Origin of the sequence: Streptomyces sp. TN58, assembly GCF_001941845.1 — a bacterium.
Taxonomy (GTDB): Bacteria; Actinomycetota; Actinomycetes; order Streptomycetales; family Streptomycetaceae; genus Streptomyces.
Map to the genome: position 1 here is coordinate 2,868,243 of NZ_CP018870.1, position 21,997 is coordinate 2,890,239.

Genomic DNA, 21,997 nt, shown 5'->3' on the forward strand with positions numbered 1-21,997 from the left:
CGGTCGTACGCGGGCGACCCCGACAACGCGGCGAGGTGCCGTGCCAGGCGCCGCGAGCCAGACGAGACTTTCGCAACACGCCTAGGCCGTCTCTTCCGGATCTTGCCGGTCAAGCCCGTGTCGTTCGGTGCCGTGCATCGCAAGGCGGAGAGGCTCCCGCGTACTGGACGTACTCGGGTGCCTCGACAACGCGGCGAGGTGCGGTGCCGGGCGGCACGGGTCAGGCAAGATCCGGAAGAGACGGCCTAGAAGCGGCCGATGTCGCTGCGGTACATGCGGGGGGCGCGGCGGGGCGGGGTGCGGCCCGCGAGCAGGATGAGGCGGGCCGCGCGGTGGCGCTGGCCGGCGTAGGGGGCGAGGAGTTCCAGCATGGCGGCGTCGTCGGCGTCCCGGTCGCCGGCGAGGGCGTAGCCGATGATGCCGGGCAGGTGCAGGTCGCCGGTGGTGACGGCGTCGGGGTGGCCGTTGCTGCGCTGAAGGGTCTCGGCGGAGGTCCAGGGGCCGATGCCGGGGACGGCCTCCAGCCGTCGTGCGGCCTCGGGCAGGTCCATCGCCGCCGCCTCCTCCAGGCGGTTCGCGACGCGTACGGCCCGGACGATGGTGTCGGAGCGCTTGGCGTCGACCCCGGCCCTGTGCCAGTCCCAGGAGGGGATCAGCGCCCAGGTGCGGGGGTCGGGCATGACGTACAGGTCCTGCCCGTGGGGGCCGGGGGCGGGCTCGCCGTACTGGCGTACGAGGCGGCGCCAGGCGCGGTAGGCCTCGTCGGCGGTGACCTTCTGCTCCAGGACCGTGGGGATCAGGGACTCCAGCACCAGGCCGGTGCGGGTCAGGCGCAGGCCGGGACGGCTGCGGTGGCTGGCGTGCACGAGGCGGTGGCGGGGGACGAAGACCGTCGGGTCGTCGCCGGCGCCGAGCAGCGCCGGCAGTCGGTCGAGGAGCCATGCGGCGCCTGCGCCCCAGGCCTCGGCACCGATCTCCGTGCCGGTCCGGCCGGTCCGGGAGACGCGGAGCGTGGCCGGGCCTTCGGGGGTTCGGGTGGCGCGCCAGACGGAGCCGTCGGGGGTGGTGCGGAAGGTGGGGTCGCCGGGGCCGCGCCGGAGCGGGCCGAGGGTGAGACCGAGGTCGACGGGGCCGTCGGGGGTCCAGCGGCGTTCCGCGCCCCCGGCGCCGGCGGCGCTCCCCGGCCCCGGCGGTACGTCGGTGCGCCCGCCGCGCACGGCGTTGCGGGTGAGGGGGTCGAAGCGGCCGGCCATGGATCGAGCGTAGCCCGCCCGAACCCCCGTCCGGCCCCGTCCGGCCCCTGGCCCGCCGGCCGGAGGCACGGGCGGGCCGGGGCCGAGGCCCCGGGCCCGGGACCGTGTCGGGGGTCAGGGACGGCCCTGGAGTTTGGCCGAGGATGTGCGGGCCGTCGGGAGTTTGCCGTAGAGCTTCTTGCCGGGGCATTCCGTCGCGAAGCCGTCGCGGTGGCCGGAGATGACGTTCATCGAGACGTTCCGGCCCTTGGGGTAGCGGTTGCCGCCGCCCGACTTCAGGGTGGTCTTCGCGCGCGGGTCCCGGCCGAAGAGGCCGAGCTTCCAGGCGGTGAGGCGGGCGACCGCGTCGACGGCGGCGGCGGGGGGCGCGGAGGAGGTGAAGGTGCCGAGCACCGCCACGCCCATGCTGTCGGTGTTGAAGCCCATGGTGTGCGCGCCGAGGACCGGCTTGGTGACGCCGCCCGCGCGGCCCTCGTAGACCGTTCCGCACTTGTCGACGGCGAAGTTGTAGCCGAAGTCGCGCCAGCCGCTGCTGACCACGTGGTAGCGGTACAGGCTGCGCAGCACCGCGGGGGCGTCCTTGCAGGCGTAGTTGTTGCCTGAGGCGGTGTGGTGGACGAACGCCGCCTTCACGGTGTTCGTGTAGGCGAAGGCCTTCTCGCGCAGCGACTCGTCCGCGCCCCACCCCTTGCGGGTGACGATGCGCGGGCGCGGGCCGATGTACGGGGCGGCCGCCGCGGTCAGCCCGTCGCCGGCGAAGACGGCGTCGGCGGTGGAGTCGGCCTTGTTCAGCTCGGTGATCTCGTTCGCGCCGAGCTGCGCGTGCGGGACGTTCGCGGCGGAGGCCTCGGCCATCTCCATCGTCATGCCGGGCGCCGCCAGCTCGCCCTTGTCGTCGCCCGGGCCGGTGTTCTTGCCGTCCGCGGGCTCGGCGGGCGCCTCGCCCGGGTCGACGAGCTCGATCCGCATGCCGGAGGGCAGCCGGGCTCCCGCGGGGGTGGCCGGGGCGTCCGTCTCCGCCTGGACGCGGACCTCCACGCCGTCGGACTCGCCGACCCACAGCGGGGCGGTGGCGCCGCGGACCCGGCCGGAGCCGCGCTCGGCCGCGTCGGGGTCGGCCGCGTGCTCGCTGTTGTGGACCTCGACGTCCTGCCAGTCGGACCAGGTGGCGGTCCGGACGGAGCGGGTACGAACCTGGACGCGGCCGTTGAGCTGGGTGGTGGCGTCGTCCCAGACGACACCGACCAGCGAGAACGTCTCGACCTCACGGGCGGGCAGGCCCTGCGTCTCGGGACCGCGGGGCGAGGCGCTCATTCCGGGGACGCCGGGGGTGCGGTCCGCCGCGGGTCCCATGGGGGCGAGCGGCAGCGACTGGGTGGACCCGGCCGGGGTGACGGGGACGGTTTCGGCGAGTGCTGGAGTCGGGAGCGCGAGGGGCAGGGCCAGTGCGGCGGCCGTCGCGACGCCGATCGAGGAAGCAAGGAATCCACGCATGGAAAGGATGGTGGGCACGCGCACCATGGGGCGCCATCCGAGATCTGATGCTCCGTCCGCTGCGACCGCCGGTACCCCTCCCCCGTACGGGGGAGCCACAGGCCCCCGTACGGGGGAGGGCCCCGCGTACCCTGTGCCGGGTGAACGCCATCACCCGCACCCCTGCCGACCTGCTGCGATCCGCGCTCGCCGCCGATCCGGGCCGCCCGCTCATCACCTTCTACGACGACGCCACCGGCGAACGCGTCGAATTGTCCGTCGCGACCTTCGCCAATTGGGTGGCCAAGACCGCGAACCTGCTCCAGGGCGACCTGGGGGCCGAGCCCGGTGACCGGCTCGCGCTGCTGCTCCCCGCGCACTGGCAGAGCGCCGTGTGGCTGCTCGCCTGCGACTCGGTCGGGGTCGTGGCGTCGGTGGGCGGGGACCCGGGCGGCGCCGATCTCGTCGTCAGCGGTCCGGACAGCCTGGAGCGGGCCCTTGAGTGCGGCGGCGAGCGGGTGGCGCTCGCCCTGCGCCCGCTGGGCGGGCGCTTCCCGCAGCCTCCGGCCGGGTTCGCGGACTACGCGGTGGAGGTACCGGGGCAAGGTGACCGCTTCGCCCCCTTCGTCCCGGTGGATCCGGAGGGTCCCGCGCTGGAGGTCGACGGCGTGGAGCTCTCGCACACGGCGCTGGTCGGCCGGGCCCGCGAGGACGCGGCGAAGCTGGGCCTGGGCGAGGGGTCGCGGGTGCTGACGGGCCTGGGCTACGACACCTGGGAGGGGCTGTCCGCGGGGCTGTACGCCGCGCTGGCGGCGGAGGCCTCCGTGGTGCTCTGCCGGAACCTGGACCGGCTGTCGCCCGACGCGCTGGCCCAGCGGACCGAGAGCGAGCGCGTCACCCACACGGTCTGACCGCGGCGCGCGGTCCGTCACCCACACTGATCAATTCCGGGAACGCCCGATCTGTCACCCGGACGGCCCTAGACAGGACCCTGCCCCCGGGCTGCTCCGGCGCCCCGGGGGCAGGATCGGCAGTGGCCGTGCTCACCCGTACGGCTGCTCGCATCGGCGAGGGGACGTAACGCCAGTGACGGACAGCGCAGGCATACCGGGCGGCACCCAAGCGGCCGGAGGCGGACGACGGCCTCCGCGGAACCGCAGGCGCCGGCTGCTGCGCTGGATCGGCCTCGGGCTGGCCCTGCTCGTGCTGGCGGGCGCGGCCACCGGCTGGTGGCTCTACAGCAAGTTCGACGGGAACATCACGGAGGACACCTCGGCGGCGGCCGAGCTGGAGCGCTACGAGCGTGAGCGGCCGGCGCACCTGGCCACGGGCGCCCAGAACATCCTGCTGATCGGCTCGGACTCGCGCTCCGGCAGGGGCAACACCGGATACGGGCAGGACCACGGCACCCAGCGCTCGGACACCACGATCCTGCTGCACCTGCCGAAGGACCGCCGCAGCGCGACGGCGGTGTCGATACCCCGGGACCTGATGACCCGGATCCCCGCCTGCACGCAGCCGGACGGGAGCCGCAGCGCGTCCCGGTTCGCACAGTTCAACTGGGCGTTCCAGTGGGGCGGGGCCGCCTGCACGATCCGTACGGTGGAGGCGTTCACCGGGATCCGGATCGACCACCACATCGTCGTCGACTTCAGCGGGTTCAAGAAGATGGTCGACGCCATCGGCGGGGTGGAGGTGTGCCTCAAGCAGCCGGTGAACGACGCCGAGGCCAGGGTGCGGCTGGCCGCCGGACGGCAGACCCTGCACGGCGAGAAGGCGCTGGGCTTCGTCCGCGCCCGGCACAGCCTCGGCAACGGCAGCGACACCGAACGGATGGACCGCCAGCAGCAGTTCCTCGCCGCGCTCGTCAAGAAGGTGCAGAGCAACGGGGTCCTGCTGAACCCGGCCCGGCTGTACCCGCTGCTGGACGCGGCGACGTCCTCGCTGACCACGGACCCGGGTCTGGCCTCGCTGCGCGACCTGTACGAACTCGCGCGGGGCATGCGGGACATACCGACCGAACAGGTCAAGTTCCTTACGGTTCCCCGCAGGCCGTACGCCGCCGACCCGAACCGGGACGAGCTGGTGGAACCGGACGCGGCACGGCTGTTCCGGCAGCTGCGGGCGGACCGCCCGGTCACGGTGGAGCCGCCGAAGCCGTCGGCGACCCCGAGCCGGGACGCGGCGGCGCCCACCCCGACCCCCGCCCCGACCGCGACGGAAGGGGAATCGGAAGGGAATTCGACCGGCGAGGGAACCTCCACCCCCTCCGCGCCCATCCCTACTTTCACAGGAACGACCGCAGGGAACGCGGAGTGCCGGTAAAGCAATCCCAAAGCCGGTGACCGAACCGAGCGGGATGGGCGGTTCGCCCCGTTATAAGGGGAGTGGAATTTCTCACCCACCATGGTTTGCCGCCGAACAGGGCGGATAAGGTGAGCGATCCGGTGCCCGGCCGGACCGGAGATCGGGCACCAGCAGCCGGATCGTTGACCGTGCGCCTTGGGGAGGCGCGTCGCGAGGCACCGACGGAGGATTCGAGCAACCGTGGATGCGCAGAGCCGTGGACGGGCGGACGAGATCGACCCCGCCGACCAGTGGGTGCTCAACCCCCGCACAGGCAACTACGAACTGCAACTGGGTGATTCCGCTGTGCAGCAGCGGCCCAAGGTCGCCGCGCCGCGCAGATCGACCTCGGCCCCCGCTCCCACCACGCCTTCCCCCGGTGTACCCAAGCCGCGCCGCGGCGACGCCCCGCCCGGGGGCCGCAGGGGCGGCGGCCGCTCGCGCAAGGGCGGCGGAGGCGGCGGACGCCGCAAGAAGGTCCTGCTGATCACCAGCGGGACCCTGGCGTTCCTGCTGGTCGGGGGCGCCACGGCGGCGTACCTCTACTACGACCACCTCAACGGCAACCTCAGCGTCACCGACGTCGCGGGCGCGGGCACGGGCGGCTTCAAGAAGGACCAGCCCATCAACATCCTGGTCATCGGCACCGACAAGCGCAGCGGTGAGGGCAACGAGGGGTACGGCGACAAGGACAGCGTCGGCCACGCCGACACCACGATCCTGTTCCACGTCTCGAAGGACCGGACGAACGCGACCGCGCTGTCCATCCCCCGCGACCTGATCACGAACATCCCCGCCTGCCCGACGAAGCAGCCCGACGGCTCCACCAAGACGATCCCGCCGGTCAAGAGCACCCGCTTCAACACCAGCCTGGGACAGGAGGGCCGTGACGCGGGCTGCACCATGCGCACGGTCAAGGAGCTGACCGGGGTCGAGGTCGACCACTTCATGATGGCCGACTTCAACGCCGTCAAGACGCTGAGCACGGCGGTCGGCGGAGTGCCGGTGTGCCTGGAGAAGGCCGTCAACGACGAGGAGGGCTCCCAGCTCAAGCTGGGCCCCGGCGAGCACAGGCTGTCGGGCGAGCAGGCCCTCGCCTTCGTCCGCACGCGGCACGGCTTCGGCAACAACAGCGACCTCGACCGCATCAAGATCCAGCAGCAGTTCCTCGGTTCGATGATGCGTCAGATGAAGTCGCAGGAGACGCTGACCAGTCCGAAGAAGTTCCTGTCGCTCGCGGAGGCGGCGACCAAGTCGCTGGCCGTGGACTCGGGGATCGGCTCCATCGCCAAGCTCACCGACCTGGCCGGCGAGTTGAAGAACATCGACACCAAGAACATCACCTTCACCACCCTGCCCGTGAAGGACAACCCGGCCGAGCCGGAGGGCAAGAAGGCGACCGTCGTCGTCGAGCACTCGCTGGCCGATCCGCTGCTGCAGATGATCCGGGGGGACGTCTCGCTCACGGAGGTCGAGAAGAAGGAGCGGGCCGCGCAGGAGGCGGCCGACGCGGACGCGAAGGCCAAGCAGGACGCCCTCCTCCAGGGCAACCGGGCGCCCGCCGGCGACGTACGGGTGAACGTCTACAACGGCGGCGGACCCTCGGGCTCCGCCTCCACCACGCTGAAGTGGCTGCAGGACACCAAGGGGATGTCCAAGGCCAGCAACCAGGGCAACGCCCCGGCGAAGGTCGGCGCCACACAGCTGGAGTACGCGCCCAACCAGGCCGACCAGGCCCGGGCGCTCGCGGACGCCATGGGGCTGCCCGCCACCGCGCTGAAGATGGGGACGACGGACGCTGCGGCGAAGACCCCGATGAAGCTGACGCTGGGTCCGGACTTCCAGAAGCCGGGCAGCCCGCTGGCGCCTCCCGTTCCGCAGGAGCTGCCCAAGGACGTCCAGCAGGCGCAGGCCGACAAGGCGATCTGCGCCAAGTAGCGGGACGTGGCCGGTCGGACCGGCGCAATGTCGACCAAGAAGGACCTTGAGGGGGATACGCGTGAGGCACAGCGACGTGCGCGGGGAGGGGGCGAGCGCCCAGGCCGACGGGGACATACCCGGCGGCGGGGCGGGCGCGCCCGGCACGGTGCCCCGGCAGCGGGACGGCTCCGGGCCGGCCGGCCCCGGCAGTGCCCGCCCCGCAAGGCGGGGCCGCCGGCGCGTGCTGCGCTGGGTCTCCTCCGTGCTGTCCCTGCTCATACTCGCGACGGCGGCGGCCGGCTACCTCTACTACCGGCACCTCAACGGCAGCATCCAGACGGACGCGCTGAACCTCGGTGAGAACAAGCTGGGCGGTTCCAAGCCCAACGCCTTCGGACAGACCCCGCTGAACATCCTGCTCATCGGCTCCGACGCGCGCGACGACGCGGAGAACCAGGCACTGGGCGGGGCCACGGACACCTTCGACGGGCCGCCGCTCGCGGACGTCCAGATGCTGCTGCACCTGTCCGCGGACCGCACCAACATGTCCGTGATCTCGATGCCGCGCGACACGATGCTGATGATGCCCAAGTGCACCGAGCCGGGCGGCAAGGTGCACCCCGCCAGCAAGGGGCTCGTCCAGACGAACGAGTCGATCCAGCGCGGCGGTCCGGGCTGCACGGTCGCGGCGTGGACCGAGCTGACGAAGATCCCCATCGACCACTTCATGATGATCGACTTCAAGGGCGTGGTCCGGATGGCGGACGCCATCGGCGGCGTCCCGGTCTGCGTCGAGCAGAACGTGCACTCCCGCACACGGGACGGCAAGGGCTCCGGCCTGAAGCTGCCGAAGGGCACGAGCGTCATCCAGGGCGAGACGGCCCTGCAGTGGCTGCGCACCCGCTACGGCTTCGAGGACGGCACCGACATCGGCCGCACCCACGCCCAGCACCAGTACATGAACTCGATGGCCCGCGAGTTCCGCAAGAACGCCAAGCTCAGCAATCCGGTCAAGCTCAACAGCCTGGCCCAGGCGGCGATCGAGGCGATGGTCGTGGACACCGGCCTCAACAAGATCGACAAACTGTTCGACCTGAGCATGGAACTCAAGAAGGTCCCGCCGGGCCGCATCACCATGACCACCATGCCGTGGGTCTACAGCACCAAGCCCGGCCTCGCCGGGCGGGTCGAGCCCAAGGCCGGCGAGGCCGAGGACCTGTTCCGGATGGTCCGCGAGGACATCGCGCTCGACGGCCAGGGCTCAAGCTCCCCGACCGCCTCCGCGTCCCCGGGCGCCCCGTCCGCGCCCGCTCCGTCCGCCCCGTCGACGGGCGCCCAGCAGCCGGGCCCCACCGCCACCGCGGCGGCCACGGCCGCACCGCCCGCGAAGACCGCGGTCACCGTCCGCAACTCGACCGGCGGCAAGGACGGCGCCGAGGCCATGGTCAAGGGCCGGGCGAGTGAGGTCGCGGCCCTGCTGGCCGGCAAGGGCTACACCAAGGTCGTCGCCGACACCCGGACGGGCGCGGAGGACACCTCGGTGATCCGCTACGCCACCGACGCGCAGGCGGCCGACGCGGCCGCCGTGGCCACGGCCCTCGGCCTGCCCGCCGCCTCGGTCCAGAAGTCCGACCAGGTCGCCGGGATCGTCGTGTTCGTCGGCAAGGACTGGCGCTCCGGCAGCACGCCCGCCGCGCCGGCGCCCGCCCCGACCAAGGCGCCGGACTCCGCCCACGCGCTCAACGGCGACAACGACCAGGCCTGCATGGCGATCCAGCCCGGCTTCACCTGGTAGCACCCGGCGCGCACACGAAGGGGCCCCGGCGCGGGCGCTGCGTACGATCGCAGCCCCCGCGCCGGGGCCCCTTCGTAACTCCTAGGGGGTGTCGGCGAAGTGGCGTCGGCCGCCCGTGAGGGCATGGGTGGCGGGGTCCGGTGCGTGTGCTCGCACGGCGCAGGAGGGAGTCGACGCGGGCGTCGGCGACCGACGACAGCGCGGCGGGCGTGCGTGCCGGGCCCCGCCACCCAGACGGGACTTCGACGACACCCCTAGGCCTGCGGGACGCCGGGCAGCACGGCCGGGCGGCGGCTCGCGATGAGCTTGTTCGCCAGGGCGCGCGGGCTGGTCAGGAAGCCGAAGCCCCAGGACAGGTGCATGGTCGCCAGGGCGAGGGGGATCTGCGCCCGCGCCTTCAGCGGCAGCCCCTTGCCGGCCGGGACGGAGCCCGCGGTGATCGCCGCGAGGTAGCCCGCCGGGACGGCGAAGCCCAGCGGGCTGACGGTCACGCCCACGACCACGCCCGCGGCGAGCGCGCAGACGAGGGTCGGCGGGGCCAGGTAGCGCATGTTGATCGAGCCCGAGTGGTAGCGGGCCACCACGTGCCGCCAGCGGCCGTAGTCCTTGTACTGCTTGGCGAGGGCCTTGACCGAGCGCCGCGGGCGGTACTGGACCCGCAGCTCGGGCGAGAACCAGATCAGGCCGCCGGCCTCGCGGATGCGGAAGTTCAGCTCCCAGTCCTGGGCGCGGATGAACTCCTCGTTGTAGCCGCCCTGCTGCTCCAGCGCCTCACGGCGGAAGACTCCGAGGTAGACCGTCTCGGCCGGGCCGGCCTGGCCGCCGGTGTGGAAGGGGGCGTTGCCGACGCCGATCTTCGAGGTCATCGCGGCGGCGACGGCCTCTTCCCAGGCGTTCTCGCCCTCGGCGTGCATGATCCCGCCGACGTTCTGGGCGCCGGTCTCCTCCAGGAGGCGGACGGCGGTGGCGATGTAGTCCGGGGAGAGCATGCCGTGGCCGTCGACGCGTACCACGATCGGGTGACGCGAGGCCTTGATGGCGGCGTTGAGCGCCGCCGGGGTCCGGCCGGTGGGATTCGGGACGGTGTGGACTCGGGGATCCTCGGCGACGAGTTCGGCGGCGATCTCGTCGGTGCGGTCCGTGGACGGCCCGAGTGCGATCACCACCTCCATCTCGCCCGCATACTCCTGTTCCAGGATGTGGCGGACGGACTCGCGGAGGTAGTGCTCCTCATTGAGCACCGGCATGATCACCGAGACTGCGGGCTGCTGGGCGGGCATGTGGTCCTTCAAGGTCGGGTATCGGTGTCACGTTACCGCGTACGGGGGAACCGGGTGCGCGCCGAGTGATCGGTAGGGACAGCTGCTGATCGTATGGGCCTACTGTTCTGTCGCATCAGCGGGCTGAGTACTCCCGACCCGGCCCGGCCGTGACCGGTATCCCTGCTGCCCCGCGGAGGTGTCCGCCGTGCCCCAGCCGCACCGACCCACCCGTCCCGCACGGCCGCCCGAGCCGCCGCGCGCACGGCGCGGCGGTGCCGGCGGACGGGCCCGGCGCCGGGAGGGACGGCCCCGGTGGGGGGTGCGGCTGGCGGCCGGTCTGTCGGTGGCGGTCCTGGGCTCCGGGGCTGTCGGGCACGCCGTGATGACCGGTCTGGACACCGGGATCGAGCGGGTGGACCCGTTCAAGGACATGAAGAACCGCCCACAGGCCGGACACGGCCTCAACTTCCTGCTGGTGGGCACCGACGGCCGGGACAGGATCAGCCCCGAGGAGAAGCGCGAGTACCGCCTGGGCGGGGCGCCGTGCCGCTGCACCGACACGATCATGCTGGTGCACCTGTCGGCGGACAGGGAGCGGGCCAGCGTCGTCAGCCTGCCCCGTGACAGCTACGCCGAGGTGCCCGCACACCGCGACCAGGTCACCGGCAAGGCGCACAAGCCCCACCCGGTGCGGCTGAACGCGGCGTACGCGGAGGGCGGGCCCAACCTCACCGTGCGGACGGTCGAGAACATGACCCGGGTGAAGATCGACCACTACCTGGAGGTCGACTTCACCAGCTTCATGAAGACGGTCGACGCGATGGGCGGGGTGGAGATCTGCACCGCCAAGACCATGCGCGACCCCAGCACCGGCCTCGACCTGGTGCCCGGCACCCACCGGCTGACCGGCGGCCAGGCCCTGCAGTACGTACGCTCCCGCCACGTCGACGGCGCCTCCGACCTCGGCCGGATGCAGCGCCAGCAGCGGTTCGTCGCCTCCCTGATCGAGCAGGCGACCGGGAGCGGGGTGCTGCTGAACCCCGTCAAGTTCAAGGAGCTCAGTTCCACCCTGCTGGGCTCGGTCCGCGCTGACAGGGGCTTCGGCGCGGAGCAGATGCTCGCGCTCGGGCAGGCGATGCGGGACTTCACCCCCTCCTCATCCGAGTTCGCCTCGGTCCCCATCGGCAACCCCTCCTTCCGGGTGAAGGGCATCGGGTCCACCGTGAAGTGGGACGAGCCGAAGGCGGCCAAGCTCTTCGAGGCGCTGCGCCAGGACCGGCCGCTGGCCCCGGCCCGGCCCGGGAAGGCCGCCGGCCGGCCCGCCGCGGTGCCGGTGGACGTGCCGCCGGCGCAGGTCCGGGTGCAGGTGGAGAACGGCACGCGGATCGACGGGCTGGGCGGGCGCGTCGACAGCGCGCTGCGCGCCACCGGCTTCGACACCACCCGGACCCCGGGCAACGGCGCCGGCCGCGACGTCAAGCGCACGGTGATCAGGTACGACCCGCGCTGGGACCGCTCGGCGCGTTCGGTGGCGACCGCGCTGCCGGGCAGTGAGCTGCGGGCGGTCGCGGGCAAGGGCCGGACGGTGACGGTGATCGCCGGCTCCGACTACCGCAGGGTGGTGCCGGTGCGGGCGGAGGACCCCCACCAGGGCGCCTTCGGCGTCGTCAGCGGCGACCAGGTGGTCTGCGGGAACTGACCGGCCCGTACGGGCCCTTGCGAGCGCGAGTGCGAGCGCGGGCGCGAGCCGTACGGGGCGGTGGCCCCGCGGCGGGGGCTCTCAGTCGTCGAAGCCCTGCGCGGCGCGCTCCTCGCGCAGGGCCATGATGGCCTGGCGGCGGGCGAGCCGGTGGGTGCGGCGGATCTGGGCCTCCTGGTAGCGCCGCTCGTCCTGCTCCGTCTCGGGGAGCACGGGCGGGACCTGGCGGGGCTTGCCGTCGGAGTCGACCGCGGTGAAGACGAGGTAGGCGCTGCCGACCTGGGTGGCGGGGGTGGACTCGTTCCACCGCTCGGCGAGGACGCGTACGCCGATCTCCATGGAGGAGCGGCCGGTCCAGTTGCACTGGGCCTTCACGTGGACGAGGTCGCCCACGCGCACGGGCGCGAGGAACGCCATCTCGTCCATGGAGGCGGTGACCGCCGCGCCACCGGAGTGACGGCCCGCCACGGCGCCGGCGGCGTCGTCGACCAGCTTCATGATGACGCCACCGTGCACCGTGCCCAGGAGGTTGGTGTCGTTGGCGGTCATGATGTGGCTGAGGGTCGTCCGGGAGGCGGCGGTCGGCTTCCCGGGCAGCTCGCCCGGTATCTGTGTCATACGCACACCTTAGGGCCTGTATCGAGTTGCCCCGCGGCGTCGCGACGCCCGGCACGCACCCTCGGCGCAGGAGCCGAACGCCGCTCCTTGCTCCACGGGGCAACTCGATACAGGCCCTTGGTTGGATCGCGCAGGCATCAGCTCTGCAACAGCACCGGTACGGAACCTCACCCGGGCTGTCGCAGGCGGTGCCCCGGCAGGCATCCTTGGGCGCATGAATGACTGGCCAGAAGGTCGTGACGACGCCTACGGACGCGGCAGCGCGCGTCCGCAGCCCGAGGGTGTGCAGCGGATGCGGCACGTCCAGCGGCAGCCCCAGCAGCCGGCGCGGCCCCCGCAGCCCGTACAGCCGCCGCGGCCGCAGCGCCCGGCGGGGCCCGTGCCCACGCCCGGCGTCCCTCCGCAGCAGGCGGGCGCGCACGACACGTACGGCGGTTACGACAGCGGCTACAACACCGGCCAGGTGTACGGCTCGCCCTCCGGCGGTGCCCCGGGCCGGCCGGGGGGCCCGGGCGGGCCTTCGGGCCCCGGCGGCCCCGGGCGGGCGTCCGGCCCGGCCCCGGACTGGCGCAGGCGCATCAAGGTCGGCTCGATCGTGCTGGTCTCCGCGCTGCTTGTGACATCCGTCTCCACCTACTTCTGGGCCGACTCCAAGGTGCGGCGCGAGGTGGACCTCTCCAAGGTCATCGAACGGCCGAAGGAGGGCGACTGCACGACCTACCTCATCGTCGGCTCGGACAGCCGCGAGGGCATGTCCGCCGAGGAGAAGAAGAAGCTCCACACGGGCTCGGCCGAGGGCAAGCGCACCGACTCGATGATGATCCTCGCCAAGTGCTCCAGCGGGAACACGATGATCTCGCTGCCGCGTGACTCGGACGTGGAGATCCCCTCCTTCGTCGGCTCCCAGTCCGGCAAGAAGTTCCCAGCGCAGGGGCGACGGGTCAAGCTGAACGCGGCGTACGCGGAGGACGGCCCCGAGCTGCTGGTGCGCACGGTGGAGCACAACACTGGCCTGCGCATCGACCACTACGCCGAGATCGGCTTCGCCGGCTTCGCGAACATCGTGGACGCGCTGGGCGGTGTGGAACTGGACATCGAGCAGGGCTTCAAGGACGAGAAGTCGGGCGCCGACTTCAAGGCGGGCAGGCAGACGCTGAACGGCGAGCAGTCGCTGGCCTTCGTACGCACCCGGTACGCCTTCGCCGAGTCGGACCTCCAGCGGACCAAGAACCAGCAGAAGTTCCTGGCGGCGCTGGCGAACCAGGCCGCGACGCCGTCGACGATCCTCAACCCGTTCGCGCTCTACCCGATGCTGGGGGCGGGCCTGGACACCCTCATCGTGGACAAGGACATGGGCCTGTACGACATGGGCCAGATGTTCTTCGCGATGAAGGGCGTCAACGGTGGTGACGGGGTGTCGATGAACATCCCGATCTCCGGGCAGCGCGGCGGCAACCTCGTCTGGGACAAGGCGAAGGTGCAGCAGCTGGTGAAGCAGATCCAGAACGACGAGAAGGTCACCGTCCGCGGCAACTGACCGCGGGGGCGCCGCCCCGCCTCCCCGGGCCTGAGTCAGGCGTCCGGGGAGAAGCGGATGGCGGCGGCGGGCAGCTCGGCCTCGCACCACACCCGGGCGCCGGCCCGGAGTTCGTTGTCGGCGCCCACGACGGCTCCGTCGCCGACGACGGCGCCGTCCAGCACGGTCCGCGCGCCCACGGCGGCGCGGGCGCCGACGAGGCTGGCGTTGACCTGGGCGTCGGGGCCGATGACGGCGTCGTCGAGCACGATGGAGCCCTGGACGACCGCGCCGGCCTCGACGCGGGCGCCGGCGCCCACGACGGTGCCGCCCGACAGCTTGGCTCCGGAGGCGACCAGCGCGCCCGGCAGGACCAGGGACTCGCCGCGGCGGCCGGGGACGGCCGGGGAGGCGACGACCCCGCGGACGAGGTCGGCGGAGGCCTGGATGATGGACTCGGGCTTGCCGAGGTCCATCCAGTAGGTGTTCTCGGTGACTCCGTGCAGCTTGGCTCCGGAGGCGAGCAGGCCGGGGAAGGTCTCACGCTCGACGGAGACGGGGCGGCCGGCCGGGATGGAGTCGATGACGCTGCGGCGGAAGACGTAGCAGCCGGCGTTGATCTGGTCGGTGATGATCTCTTCGGGCGTCTGCGGCTTCTCGGTGAAGGCGAGCACGCGCCCGTCGGGGTCGGTGGGGACGAGGCCGAAGGCGCGCGGGTCCTCGACCCGGACCAGGTGCAGGGAGACGTCGGCGTCGGCCGCCTCGTGGGCCTGGACGAGTCCGGCGATGTCCAGGCCGGTGAGGATGTCGCCGTTGAAGACGAGGACGGAGGAGTCGGGCCCTCCGGTGAGGCGCTGCCCGGCGTTGCGGATGGCTCCGCCGGTGCCGAGGGGCTCGTCCTCGACGACGTACTCCAGGCTGAGGCCGAAGTCGGAACCGTCGCCGAAGTAGGGCTCGAAGACCTCGGCGAGGTAGCAGGTGGCCATGACGACGTGGGTGACGCCGGCGGCGGCGGCCCTGGCTATCTGGTGGGCGAGGAACGGGACTCCCGCCGTGGGGACCATGGGCTTGGGCGTGTTCACCGTCACCGGACGCAGCCGTGTCCCCTGCCCGCCGACCAGCAGGATCGCTTCCGTCATTGCGTTCTCCCCAACCGATTACGGCGTACGAAGGTCCAAATTTAGCCCATCCGGTGGCGCCCCGAGGCCGGTGCCGGACGGGCCGGCCGGCGCGCGCACGGGACGGGGCGCGGCGGCTGGTATGTCGTGAAAGAACCGGCTGTTCGTGCCGCCTGGCGGCGAACGGGCCGACGCGGCCGGGCAGTTGGCCGCCCGGGCCGCGGGAGGCCCTGCCGGCGCGAAGCAACCCCTACCGGGGCGAACCGGCCACCCGCGGGCGGCCGGTACCGCGCACCCGCAGCACCAGGACGACCCCCGGCAGCGGCCGGGGGTCGTCCTGGTTCTCGCGGCTCGCGGCTACGGCAGGTTCCTCGCCATGACGATCCGCTGGACCTGGTTCGTGCCTTCGTAAATCTGCGTGCTTCACGGTGCATCTGACGCTGACCTGCACGGACACGCCATATATGAGTGCCTCCCCAGAATTCCCCCATGATCACCTGCCGTCTCCCCTGGTCAGATCGCTGTGGTGTCTGCCACCCGTCCTGCCGGGCTCCGGCAGCCCCCTTGACGCCCCTGCGGTACAGGGATGACGCTCGTGCAAGTTGGCGTAAGCCACTCGACACCGGAGGCAGTCATGGCACTACGGTTCATCGGGATTGATCCAGACACCGGGCAGCAGGGCTCCCCCACCGTATGGGTGGACGAGGAGAAGGGGGAGCTGGTGCTTCAGGGCTGGAAGCCAGACGAGAAGCTAGAGGCGGAGTGCGCGGCGTTCGAGGTCCCCGGGCACGCTCCGGGCATCCCGCCGCACGAAGCCGTGATTCGGATTCCGGCCCGTATGGTGCCGATGCTCAGGAAGGCGTGCGATGTCGCAGAACGAGCCGGGCTTTAACGAGCTGCTGGCCGCAGCCAAGCACTCGGCTGTGCACCTGGAGCTGCGCGACTCGTACGGCGTCGGGGATGAGGCCGAGGACTTCGAGACCTGGAAGCGGACGGGCCAACGCGACATCGACCCAGCGTCCGCTTACTGGGCACCGTGGGTTGATTTGATTCGCAGCACGGTGACCCGAGGCGTGATCGTCCGCCGTGCCCGCGTCGTATCAGAACCGGTGACGGATTACATCCGGTACGAGCACGCCGGCACCGTGGTCAACGTCCACGCCGGGGAGCAGGTCCGTTGGCTGCCCAGGCGGCAGGCTTCGGACATCGCGCTTCCCGGGAACGACTGCTGGGTGTTCGACGGAGAGATCGTGCTCTTCAACCACTTCTCCGGAGATGGCAACTGGTCTGAGCCTGGCTGGGAGGTTCGTTCCGAGCCCGCTGTGGCACGACTGGCCTCGACTGCGTTCGAGGCAGTCTGGGAGCGCGGCATCCCACACGAGAAGTACACGGTCTGATCTGACGGAAAACGAAGAGCCCACTCATGTCTGCGTCCCCCTCGTCCAGCGCCCAGGCCGCCCGTGAAGCCATCGCCGCCCGCCTGGGGGGCCTACGCAAAGACGCGGAGCTGACCGGGCATGAGTTGGCTCTTCGATGTGGCTGGAGTCCCGCGAAGTCGTCACGCATCGAGCGGGCCAAGACCCCTGCATCGGCCGCCGACATCCGCGCCTGGTGCAAAGCGTGCGGAGCAGAAGACCAGACAGACGACCTGATCGCGGCGAACCGGCAAGCCGACCAGATGTACGTCCACTGGCAGAAGCTGCACCGGCACGGCATGCGCCGGGCGCAGGAAGAGGTTGTCCCCCTCTACGAGCAGACCCGCCACTTCCGCGTGTACTGCTCGAACGTGGTCCCGGGCATGCTCCAGACCGAGGCGTACGCGGCAGCTCTGCTATCGACCATTGCCGCCTTTCAAGGAACCCCTGACGACTCGCAGACGGCGGCAGCATCCCGAATCGAACGCTCACGCGTGCTCCATGACGGCAGCCACCGCTTCGCTCTCCTGTTGGAAGAAACGGTGCTCCGCTATCGCATTGGCGACGCTGCCGCCATGGCTGGACAGCTCGGCTACCTGTTGGCTGTCATGGCGCTTCCGAACGTGAGCCTCGGGGTCATCCCTTTCACGGCCCAGCGGCGTGTCTGGCCCTTGGAAGCCTTCTATCTCTTCGACGGCCGCCAAGCGAGCGTGGAGCTGCTCACGGCCGCAGTGAACGTCACGGCGCCCAGCGAGGTTGCCACGTACGCCAAGGCGTTCTCAGAGCTGTCCAAGCTCGCTGTCTACGGTGCACCTGCCCGGGCTCTGATCTCGGATGCGATCATGTCCCTCGGTTAGTTCGCGTGCAAGCTCGTGCAAGACCGTGGCCCGCTCCGTTCCCCGGTTTCTAGGGTCATTCCATCGACCTCGGAGGCGATCGGGAGGGCGCGGCGTGATGAAGACGGAACCGAATCGGTGGCAGGAAGAGCCGGTGGTGCTGCCTATGCGGGCGGAGCGGCCCCGGCCTCGTCCCGTACCGGGTTGCCCGGAGTGCGCGCGGCTGGGCCAGCTTCGGAAGGCAGCGGGGCTGGAGGGCGACGGTGCGACGGTCGCGGACTGCAACATCCTGCTCCGGATGCACGGGACCGGGCACTGATGGACATGCAGACGTGGAGAGATGCGAGAACGCAGGCCACGGATGCGGCGGAGTCCATACGCGCGGCTCTCGCCGCCGTGGGAGTGCCCGAGAGCGCCTGGTGCAGCGTCCGGCCTGTGGTGACACACAACGGGCATGCCTACGTGCACCTGGGCATGTCCGCGCTGATGCGGTCGAGCAGATCGCAGAGGCGCTGCGGGTGCCATCGGCTCCCTGAGCCGCTCACGGAATCCTGTCGCCGCCGCCCTCCCGGCGGGAGGCAGGTAGTCCCCCGATCGACAAGCCGTTGAGCAGAGACAGGACGTGTCTCGTCTGGGTTGACGTGCCCAGGCTCCGGCCCGGTCCGCCCCTTGACTGGGGTGCCGCCCTGGGCGGTGAGGGCAACCGCTTCGGACCCGGGGAAGCCGAAGCACCCATTGGAGACTTCCGTCCGTCGCGGGCGGGGGACGGCCGGCTTTCATCCGGCCGTACGGCAGATCAGGAAGGGCACGACGATGACCGACCTGTACGGGCTCCCCATCGAGGGAGCCGAGTTCTCGAAGGCATGCGGCGGCAGCACGCACCCGGACGGCGAGGCGTGCGTGACGCTCGCCAAGATCGGCCCGGACGCGTGGGCCATGGGTGACAGCAAGCGGCCGGACGCCGAGCCGCTGCGGTTCACCACGGCGGAGCTGGACGCGGCGGGCATCGACCCCGCGCGGTTCGACCTCTCCGCCTGATCCCTGAGCACCACCTGACTGACGGCCCCGCCCACACGCCGACGGGCGGGGCCGTCGCCATTCCCCGAAACGGAGCGGCAGTGCACCACCACGGTTACGCATGGGTCGGAGAGAAGAAGGCGTTCGACAACGAGAGCGTCCGGCGACCGCCGCCGGAGCACGCTCCGCCCGCGGGAATCGACGAGGCGTTGAGGGAGCGCTATCGCAATGCGGTGGCCGACTTCCCGGCAACGGGCGTTCCTCCGATTCAGACAGCTCACTGGCTGATGAAACCGGCCTCCATGGTGCGGGGCACATGGGGGGAACCGAAGGAAGCTGGGGAATGGCTCGGCCTCCAGTTGGCGGAGTTCGCACCACGGTTCGCATCGGAAGCGGATCGGGAGGTGACTCGGCTGGTCCTTGTGGTGAAGGCTGCGGTGGAACGGCTGACCTGGGGTGGGGACGTGTCCCTGGGGCACTACCTGAACGGAACCGTCTTTCATTCGGTCGCCCTGGTGACCTGTTCCCCGAACCGTTCCAGCCCCGAACTGCCCTGCCCGCTGAAGTAGTCGAAGCAACGAAAGAAGCCCCGGCCGATTGGCCGGGGCTTGATTCGTTTGGTGGACCGTTCACAGCAGCGCGCGGAAGGGGTTGGAAGCGAGAACGGGCACGGCAGGCCGATTCGCCGGCACCAGTTCCTTGGCTTGCTTGGCGGCCGGGCGGTAGGTGTCCAGTCGGACGACCGGGGCCCGGTTCTCCTCACGCTCCGCGCTGGCCGGCTGCGGCACAGCGTCACCGGAGCTGTCACCGGGGAGCGTGAAGACGGTGGCCGGGCGCCCGGTCTTCCCCGAACGATCCACGGTGACGACGATGCCGGGCAATGCCTTGACCTCTTCGGCGGTGGCTCCCACGTAGGGCAGGATCTGAGAAGAGGTGGCCTGACCGCCGTGCAACTCGATCCGGGCCCGGACCTTCTCTGTCAGGCTGAGCGGTTGCCGCTTCATCTTGGGAGCGTTGGCCCCCTTGGTGATCCGGACCGCGTCCTGGACAGAGCGGCGTACGAGGGTGAATGCGGCCGACAGGATCTCTTCCGTGACGGTCTCGGAGCACTCGGACGCCGCCAGGCAGGCCGCTACCCGAAGGGTTTGTTCGGCCGTTCTCTCGATGAACACCGCCTGTGCTTCGGGCAGGGTCTCACCCAGGATGCGGGCATAGCGGCGGACGATCCGCCACAGCGGCCGTGCGTCCTCGGAGAGTGTGATCACCCGGGGTCGGGCGGTAGCCCAGCCGTATGCGTCGGACAGTTCGGAACCGTCCACCTTCGGCAGACTGATCCGGTCATCGTCCAGCATCGGAACCGACCCGAGCAGGAAGGGCAGGATGCGGTTGTACGACCCTCCGGCCGCCTCCGACTCCCCAACGTACTTGGCCCAGTCAGACGGGGTGATGTGCGAATGGAGAACCATCGCAGGGTCGCGCACTTCCTGCGCTTCATCCTTGGTCGTGTTCCGGACCGTTGCGCCGTCCCAGGCCGCGCGTAGCTTGGTGGTGAACGACGGATCGCGCTTGACCCGCTTCAAGACCTCCGTCCATTCCTCCTCCACCACCAGGGCCCGGACGTCGCGGCCGTGCTCCGTCTCGGCGGTCGCTTCCTGTTGCTCCCACAGGTGATTGACCAGACTGGCCCCGGACGTGATCCCGGATGTGGTGTGCGTGGCAAGGAAGCGTCCCAGGGAGCCGTCCAGAACCTGAATCGCCGCCCGCAGGGCGGTCCCCTTCCCCCTTCCCGTACCGGCGCAGAGCGCGGACCAGACCAGCACGGGCCTTCTGCTGCCACGCGACGACACCTTGACCGTTCCACCGATCGCGGCCGACCACATTGACAGGGCCGCCACGTACACCCCCAGCGGGTCCGTCTCCAGGAATGGGGTGATCTTTCGGACCGCGCGACCGATGGGACCGTACAGAACGGGGATGCTCATGCTGCCTCTATCTCAAGGAGTGTTAGTTGGGTGGCCAGTGGCCGGGGTGGCCGGGCGCACTCGACGCCCGGCACAGTGAGGGCGGCGTTCAGGCCGCTACTGCTTTCCCCTGCGCAGGAGTCCGGTTGGCCAGCTCGTACGCGTGACGGACGTTCAGCGGGACACGCCCCTGAGCGGAAAGGTTCGGCCACCCGTTCTCGCGCGCCCAGCGACGGATCAGCCGGTTCCGCTCCCGCGTGCTCATCCCCGAACGGTCCACCTTCGCCGGCTCGGGAAGCGGGTCACCACCAACCAACTCACCAGCACAGACAGCGTCCTTGAACCGTCCAGGAGCCCGGACGTCCATGCAGGGGACGCCGTGCTCGGCAGCGTCCCGCAGCTTCGTGGCGTTGCGGTCCCCACCTTCACCGACGATCAGCAGGACCGTGCTGTCATCGGCACGGCCAACCACCTCGTAGCCCAGGTTCCGCACCGCCTCACGCGCCGTCTCCCAGTCGTAGCCCGGAACCTCCCCCCCCCCCCCCCCGATCATCACGGACCGCACAGCGTCAGACTCCACCGCTCCCTCAGCCACGTCGTCGCGCTCCGACCCGACAGGCACCACATCGGCCAGCGCCACGGGGTCAGGGTCGGCCGCGCCGTCTTCCGGCGACCCAAGGGCATCCACCAGGTACAACCCGAACGACTCGGCGTGAGATCCGCAGAGGTCCCACGTACGCACTCCCAGGGCCAGCGTGTCTGTGGCCTCTTCCTCGCTCCCATCCTTCGCCAGATGGGCGTCACAAAGCGTCTTGAGAACGGGGATGAGAACCGTCTTACGCATGACGTGAGAATCCTTTGATTCGGGGCCGATGAGGCATGGAGTCGATGAGCCGGAGCGCTGCTCTTGCGGCTGCCGCACTCACCGGTGCGACGTGATCAACCCTGCCAATTCCCTATCACGGAATGATAACGAACAGATTTCGAGTCAATTACTCTCATGAATGCAATTACCGGGGTAATGCCTGATTAGAAAGAAGTGGGGACCGCCCGGGGCGCCTTCCTTCCATCACGTTTGCCAATCAAAATATGGAGCAGAACGGGCCGTTATCCCTCCCCTTCCCGCAGGTGAAGCAGCTCCCCGACTCGTGCATCAACCCGTCACCCCAGGGGCGCTCCTGACCCGTCAGCTGCCACCCAATGTGAACGGCAAGCTCCTGCACACACTCGGAGCACTGTGGATCTGACCAGGGACATTCGACCCCGGGGCGGTGCTTGCCGTCGTGGGTGACGGCGGCACCGGCCTTGGCTGCCCGGCGTGCGCTCACTGGGCATCACCGCCGCTCTGAAACGTCCAGCCGAGCCGCTTCATGCCGTCTGCGGTCAGCCCGAGAGCCGTAGCCAGATGCCGGAATTCCATCTGATGGTTGGCATTAGCTGAGCCGTCCAGGATCTTCCCGAAATAGGTCAGCATCGCGGCCACGGTGGGGATGAACGACTCATCCCACATCGCGGCCTGGGGAGCCTCCCACCATTGCCGCCACTGGGAGCGCTCGGAATTTGACCATTCCCGATTAGTAGGCAGATCGGGAACTGGTAGGCCGTGGTCCCACGGCAGCTCTATCAAACCCTTGAAACGGGAGTATGGGGAATTGGGGTTACGCATCTTCGGCATGGGGGCGACCTCCAGGAGTGATGGCCGGCAGAGCGGAGAGTGAACGGAACGGGCCCCTGCCTGTGCTGGCAGGGGCCCCGGACGGTTCGGGCG

Annotated in this window: 19 protein-coding genes; 11 read left to right on the forward strand and 8 right to left on the reverse strand. The window is 70.7% G+C overall.

Annotation, left to right across the window (positions count from 1 at the left end; translation table 11 throughout):
* Nucleotides 1–245 precede the first annotated feature (245 nt).
* Both BSL84_RS13020 and BSL84_RS13025 read right to left on the reverse strand, forming a co-directional pair.
* Complete coding sequence (locus BSL84_RS13020) at nt 246–1,253, reverse strand: DNA-3-methyladenine glycosylase family protein (RefSeq protein WP_075970389.1); 1,008 nt, start codon at nt 1,251–1,253, stop codon at nt 246–248.
* 114 nt (nt 1,254–1,367) lie between these two features.
* On the reverse strand, nt 1,368–2,747 hold the full coding sequence (locus BSL84_RS13025; protein ID WP_045324254.1) for a peptidoglycan recognition protein: 1,380 nt from the start codon (nt 2,745–2,747) through the stop codon (nt 1,368–1,370).
* A 140-nt stretch (nt 2,748–2,887) separates the two neighbouring features.
* Here BSL84_RS13025 and BSL84_RS13030 point away from each other — a divergent pair, with 140 nt between their 5' ends.
* From BSL84_RS13030 to BSL84_RS13045, 4 genes are all read left to right on the forward strand, one after another.
* On the forward strand, nt 2,888–3,637 hold the full coding sequence (locus BSL84_RS13030) for a TIGR03089 family protein (protein ID WP_075970390.1): 750 nt from the start codon (nt 2,888–2,890) through the stop codon (nt 3,635–3,637).
* Between the two features lie 175 nt (nt 3,638–3,812).
* Nucleotides 3,813–5,051: an LCP family protein gene (locus tag BSL84_RS13035; protein WP_030029537.1), complete on the forward strand. Its 1,239-nt coding sequence runs from the start codon at nt 3,813–3,815 to the stop codon at nt 5,049–5,051.
* A gap of 222 nt (nt 5,052–5,273) precedes the next feature.
* On the forward strand, nt 5,274–7,010 hold the full coding sequence (locus BSL84_RS13040; protein ID WP_075970391.1) for an LCP family protein: 1,737 nt from the start codon (nt 5,274–5,276) through the stop codon (nt 7,008–7,010).
* Nucleotides 7,011–7,071: 61 nt separating this feature from the next.
* Nucleotides 7,072–8,787, forward strand: coding sequence for an LCP family protein (locus tag BSL84_RS13045; protein WP_234363457.1), 1,716 nt, complete (start codon nt 7,072–7,074; stop codon nt 8,785–8,787).
* Between the two features lie 254 nt (nt 8,788–9,041).
* Here the strand turns inward: BSL84_RS13045 and BSL84_RS13050 are convergent, their stop codons facing one another.
* Entirely contained in the window at nt 9,042–10,067 is a 1,026-nt protein-coding gene (locus BSL84_RS13050; protein ID WP_045324255.1) for a glycosyltransferase family 2 protein, read from the reverse strand.
* A 301-nt stretch (nt 10,068–10,368) separates the two neighbouring features.
* Here BSL84_RS13050 and BSL84_RS13055 point away from each other — a divergent pair, with 301 nt between their 5' ends.
* Nucleotides 10,369–11,748 (forward strand): LCP family protein, encoded by a 1,380-nt coding sequence (locus tag BSL84_RS13055; protein WP_075970393.1) that lies wholly within the window; start codon nt 10,369–10,371, stop codon nt 11,746–11,748.
* Nucleotides 11,749–11,829: 81 nt separating this feature from the next.
* Here the strand turns inward: BSL84_RS13055 and BSL84_RS13060 are convergent, their stop codons facing one another.
* Nucleotides 11,830–12,366, reverse strand: coding sequence for an acyl-CoA thioesterase (locus BSL84_RS13060; protein WP_030034027.1), 537 nt, complete (start codon nt 12,364–12,366; stop codon nt 11,830–11,832).
* A gap of 214 nt (nt 12,367–12,580) precedes the next feature.
* On the opposite strand from BSL84_RS13060, the gene BSL84_RS13065 reads away from it, so the two are divergent.
* Entirely contained in the window at nt 12,581–13,903 is a 1,323-nt protein-coding gene (locus tag BSL84_RS13065) for an LCP family protein (RefSeq protein ID WP_075970394.1), read from the forward strand.
* Between the two features lie 35 nt (nt 13,904–13,938).
* On the opposite strand, the gene BSL84_RS13070 is transcribed toward BSL84_RS13065, so the two are convergent.
* Nucleotides 13,939–15,021 carry a sugar phosphate nucleotidyltransferase gene (locus BSL84_RS13070; protein WP_075970395.1) on the reverse strand — a complete coding sequence of 361 codons (1,083 nt, stop codon included), beginning with the start codon at nt 15,019–15,021 and terminating at the stop codon, nt 13,939–13,941.
* 613 nt (nt 15,022–15,634) lie between these two features.
* Here BSL84_RS13070 and BSL84_RS36970 point away from each other — a divergent pair.
* The 5 genes from BSL84_RS36970 to BSL84_RS13110 all read left to right on the forward strand — a co-directional run bounded on the left by BSL84_RS36970 (nt 15,635) and on the right by BSL84_RS13110 (nt 18,837).
* A complete protein-coding gene (locus tag BSL84_RS36970; RefSeq protein ID WP_045324259.1) occupies nt 15,635–15,892 on the forward strand; it encodes a hypothetical protein in 258 nt (85 codons plus the stop codon).
* Nucleotides 15,867–16,397 (forward strand): DUF6879 family protein, encoded by a 531-nt coding sequence (locus BSL84_RS13085; RefSeq protein WP_075970397.1) that lies wholly within the window; start codon nt 15,867–15,869, stop codon nt 16,395–16,397. Before BSL84_RS36970 ends, BSL84_RS13085 begins: the two co-directional genes overlap by 26 nt.
* 26 nt (nt 16,398–16,423) lie before the next feature.
* On the forward strand, nt 16,424–17,272 hold the full coding sequence (locus BSL84_RS13090; protein ID WP_075970398.1) for a helix-turn-helix domain-containing protein: 849 nt from the start codon (nt 16,424–16,426) through the stop codon (nt 17,270–17,272).
* Between the two features lie 792 nt (nt 17,273–18,064).
* Nucleotides 18,065–18,289, forward strand: a complete 225-nt coding sequence (locus BSL84_RS13105) for a DUF397 domain-containing protein (RefSeq protein WP_075970399.1) — start codon at nt 18,065–18,067, stop codon at nt 18,287–18,289.
* An 80-nt stretch (nt 18,290–18,369) separates the two neighbouring features.
* Complete coding sequence (locus BSL84_RS13110) at nt 18,370–18,837, forward strand: hypothetical protein (RefSeq protein ID WP_075970400.1); 468 nt, start codon at nt 18,370–18,372, stop codon at nt 18,835–18,837.
* Nucleotides 18,838–18,897: 60 nt separating this feature from the next.
* Here BSL84_RS13110 and BSL84_RS13115 read toward each other — a convergent pair whose 3' ends face one another.
* The 3 genes from BSL84_RS13115 to BSL84_RS36050 form a co-directional block, all read right to left on the reverse strand.
* Nucleotides 18,898–20,250 (reverse strand): DUF3987 domain-containing protein, encoded by a 1,353-nt coding sequence (locus tag BSL84_RS13115; RefSeq protein ID WP_075970401.1) that lies wholly within the window; start codon nt 20,248–20,250, stop codon nt 18,898–18,900.
* A gap of 88 nt (nt 20,251–20,338) precedes the next feature.
* Nucleotides 20,339–21,073 (reverse strand): Lsr2 family protein, encoded by a 735-nt coding sequence (locus BSL84_RS13120; protein WP_075970402.1) that lies wholly within the window; start codon nt 21,071–21,073, stop codon nt 20,339–20,341.
* A 480-nt stretch (nt 21,074–21,553) separates the two neighbouring features.
* Entirely contained in the window at nt 21,554–21,904 is a 351-nt protein-coding gene (locus tag BSL84_RS36050; RefSeq protein WP_159393517.1) for a hypothetical protein, read from the reverse strand.
* Nucleotides 21,905–21,997: the final 93 nt, after the last annotated feature.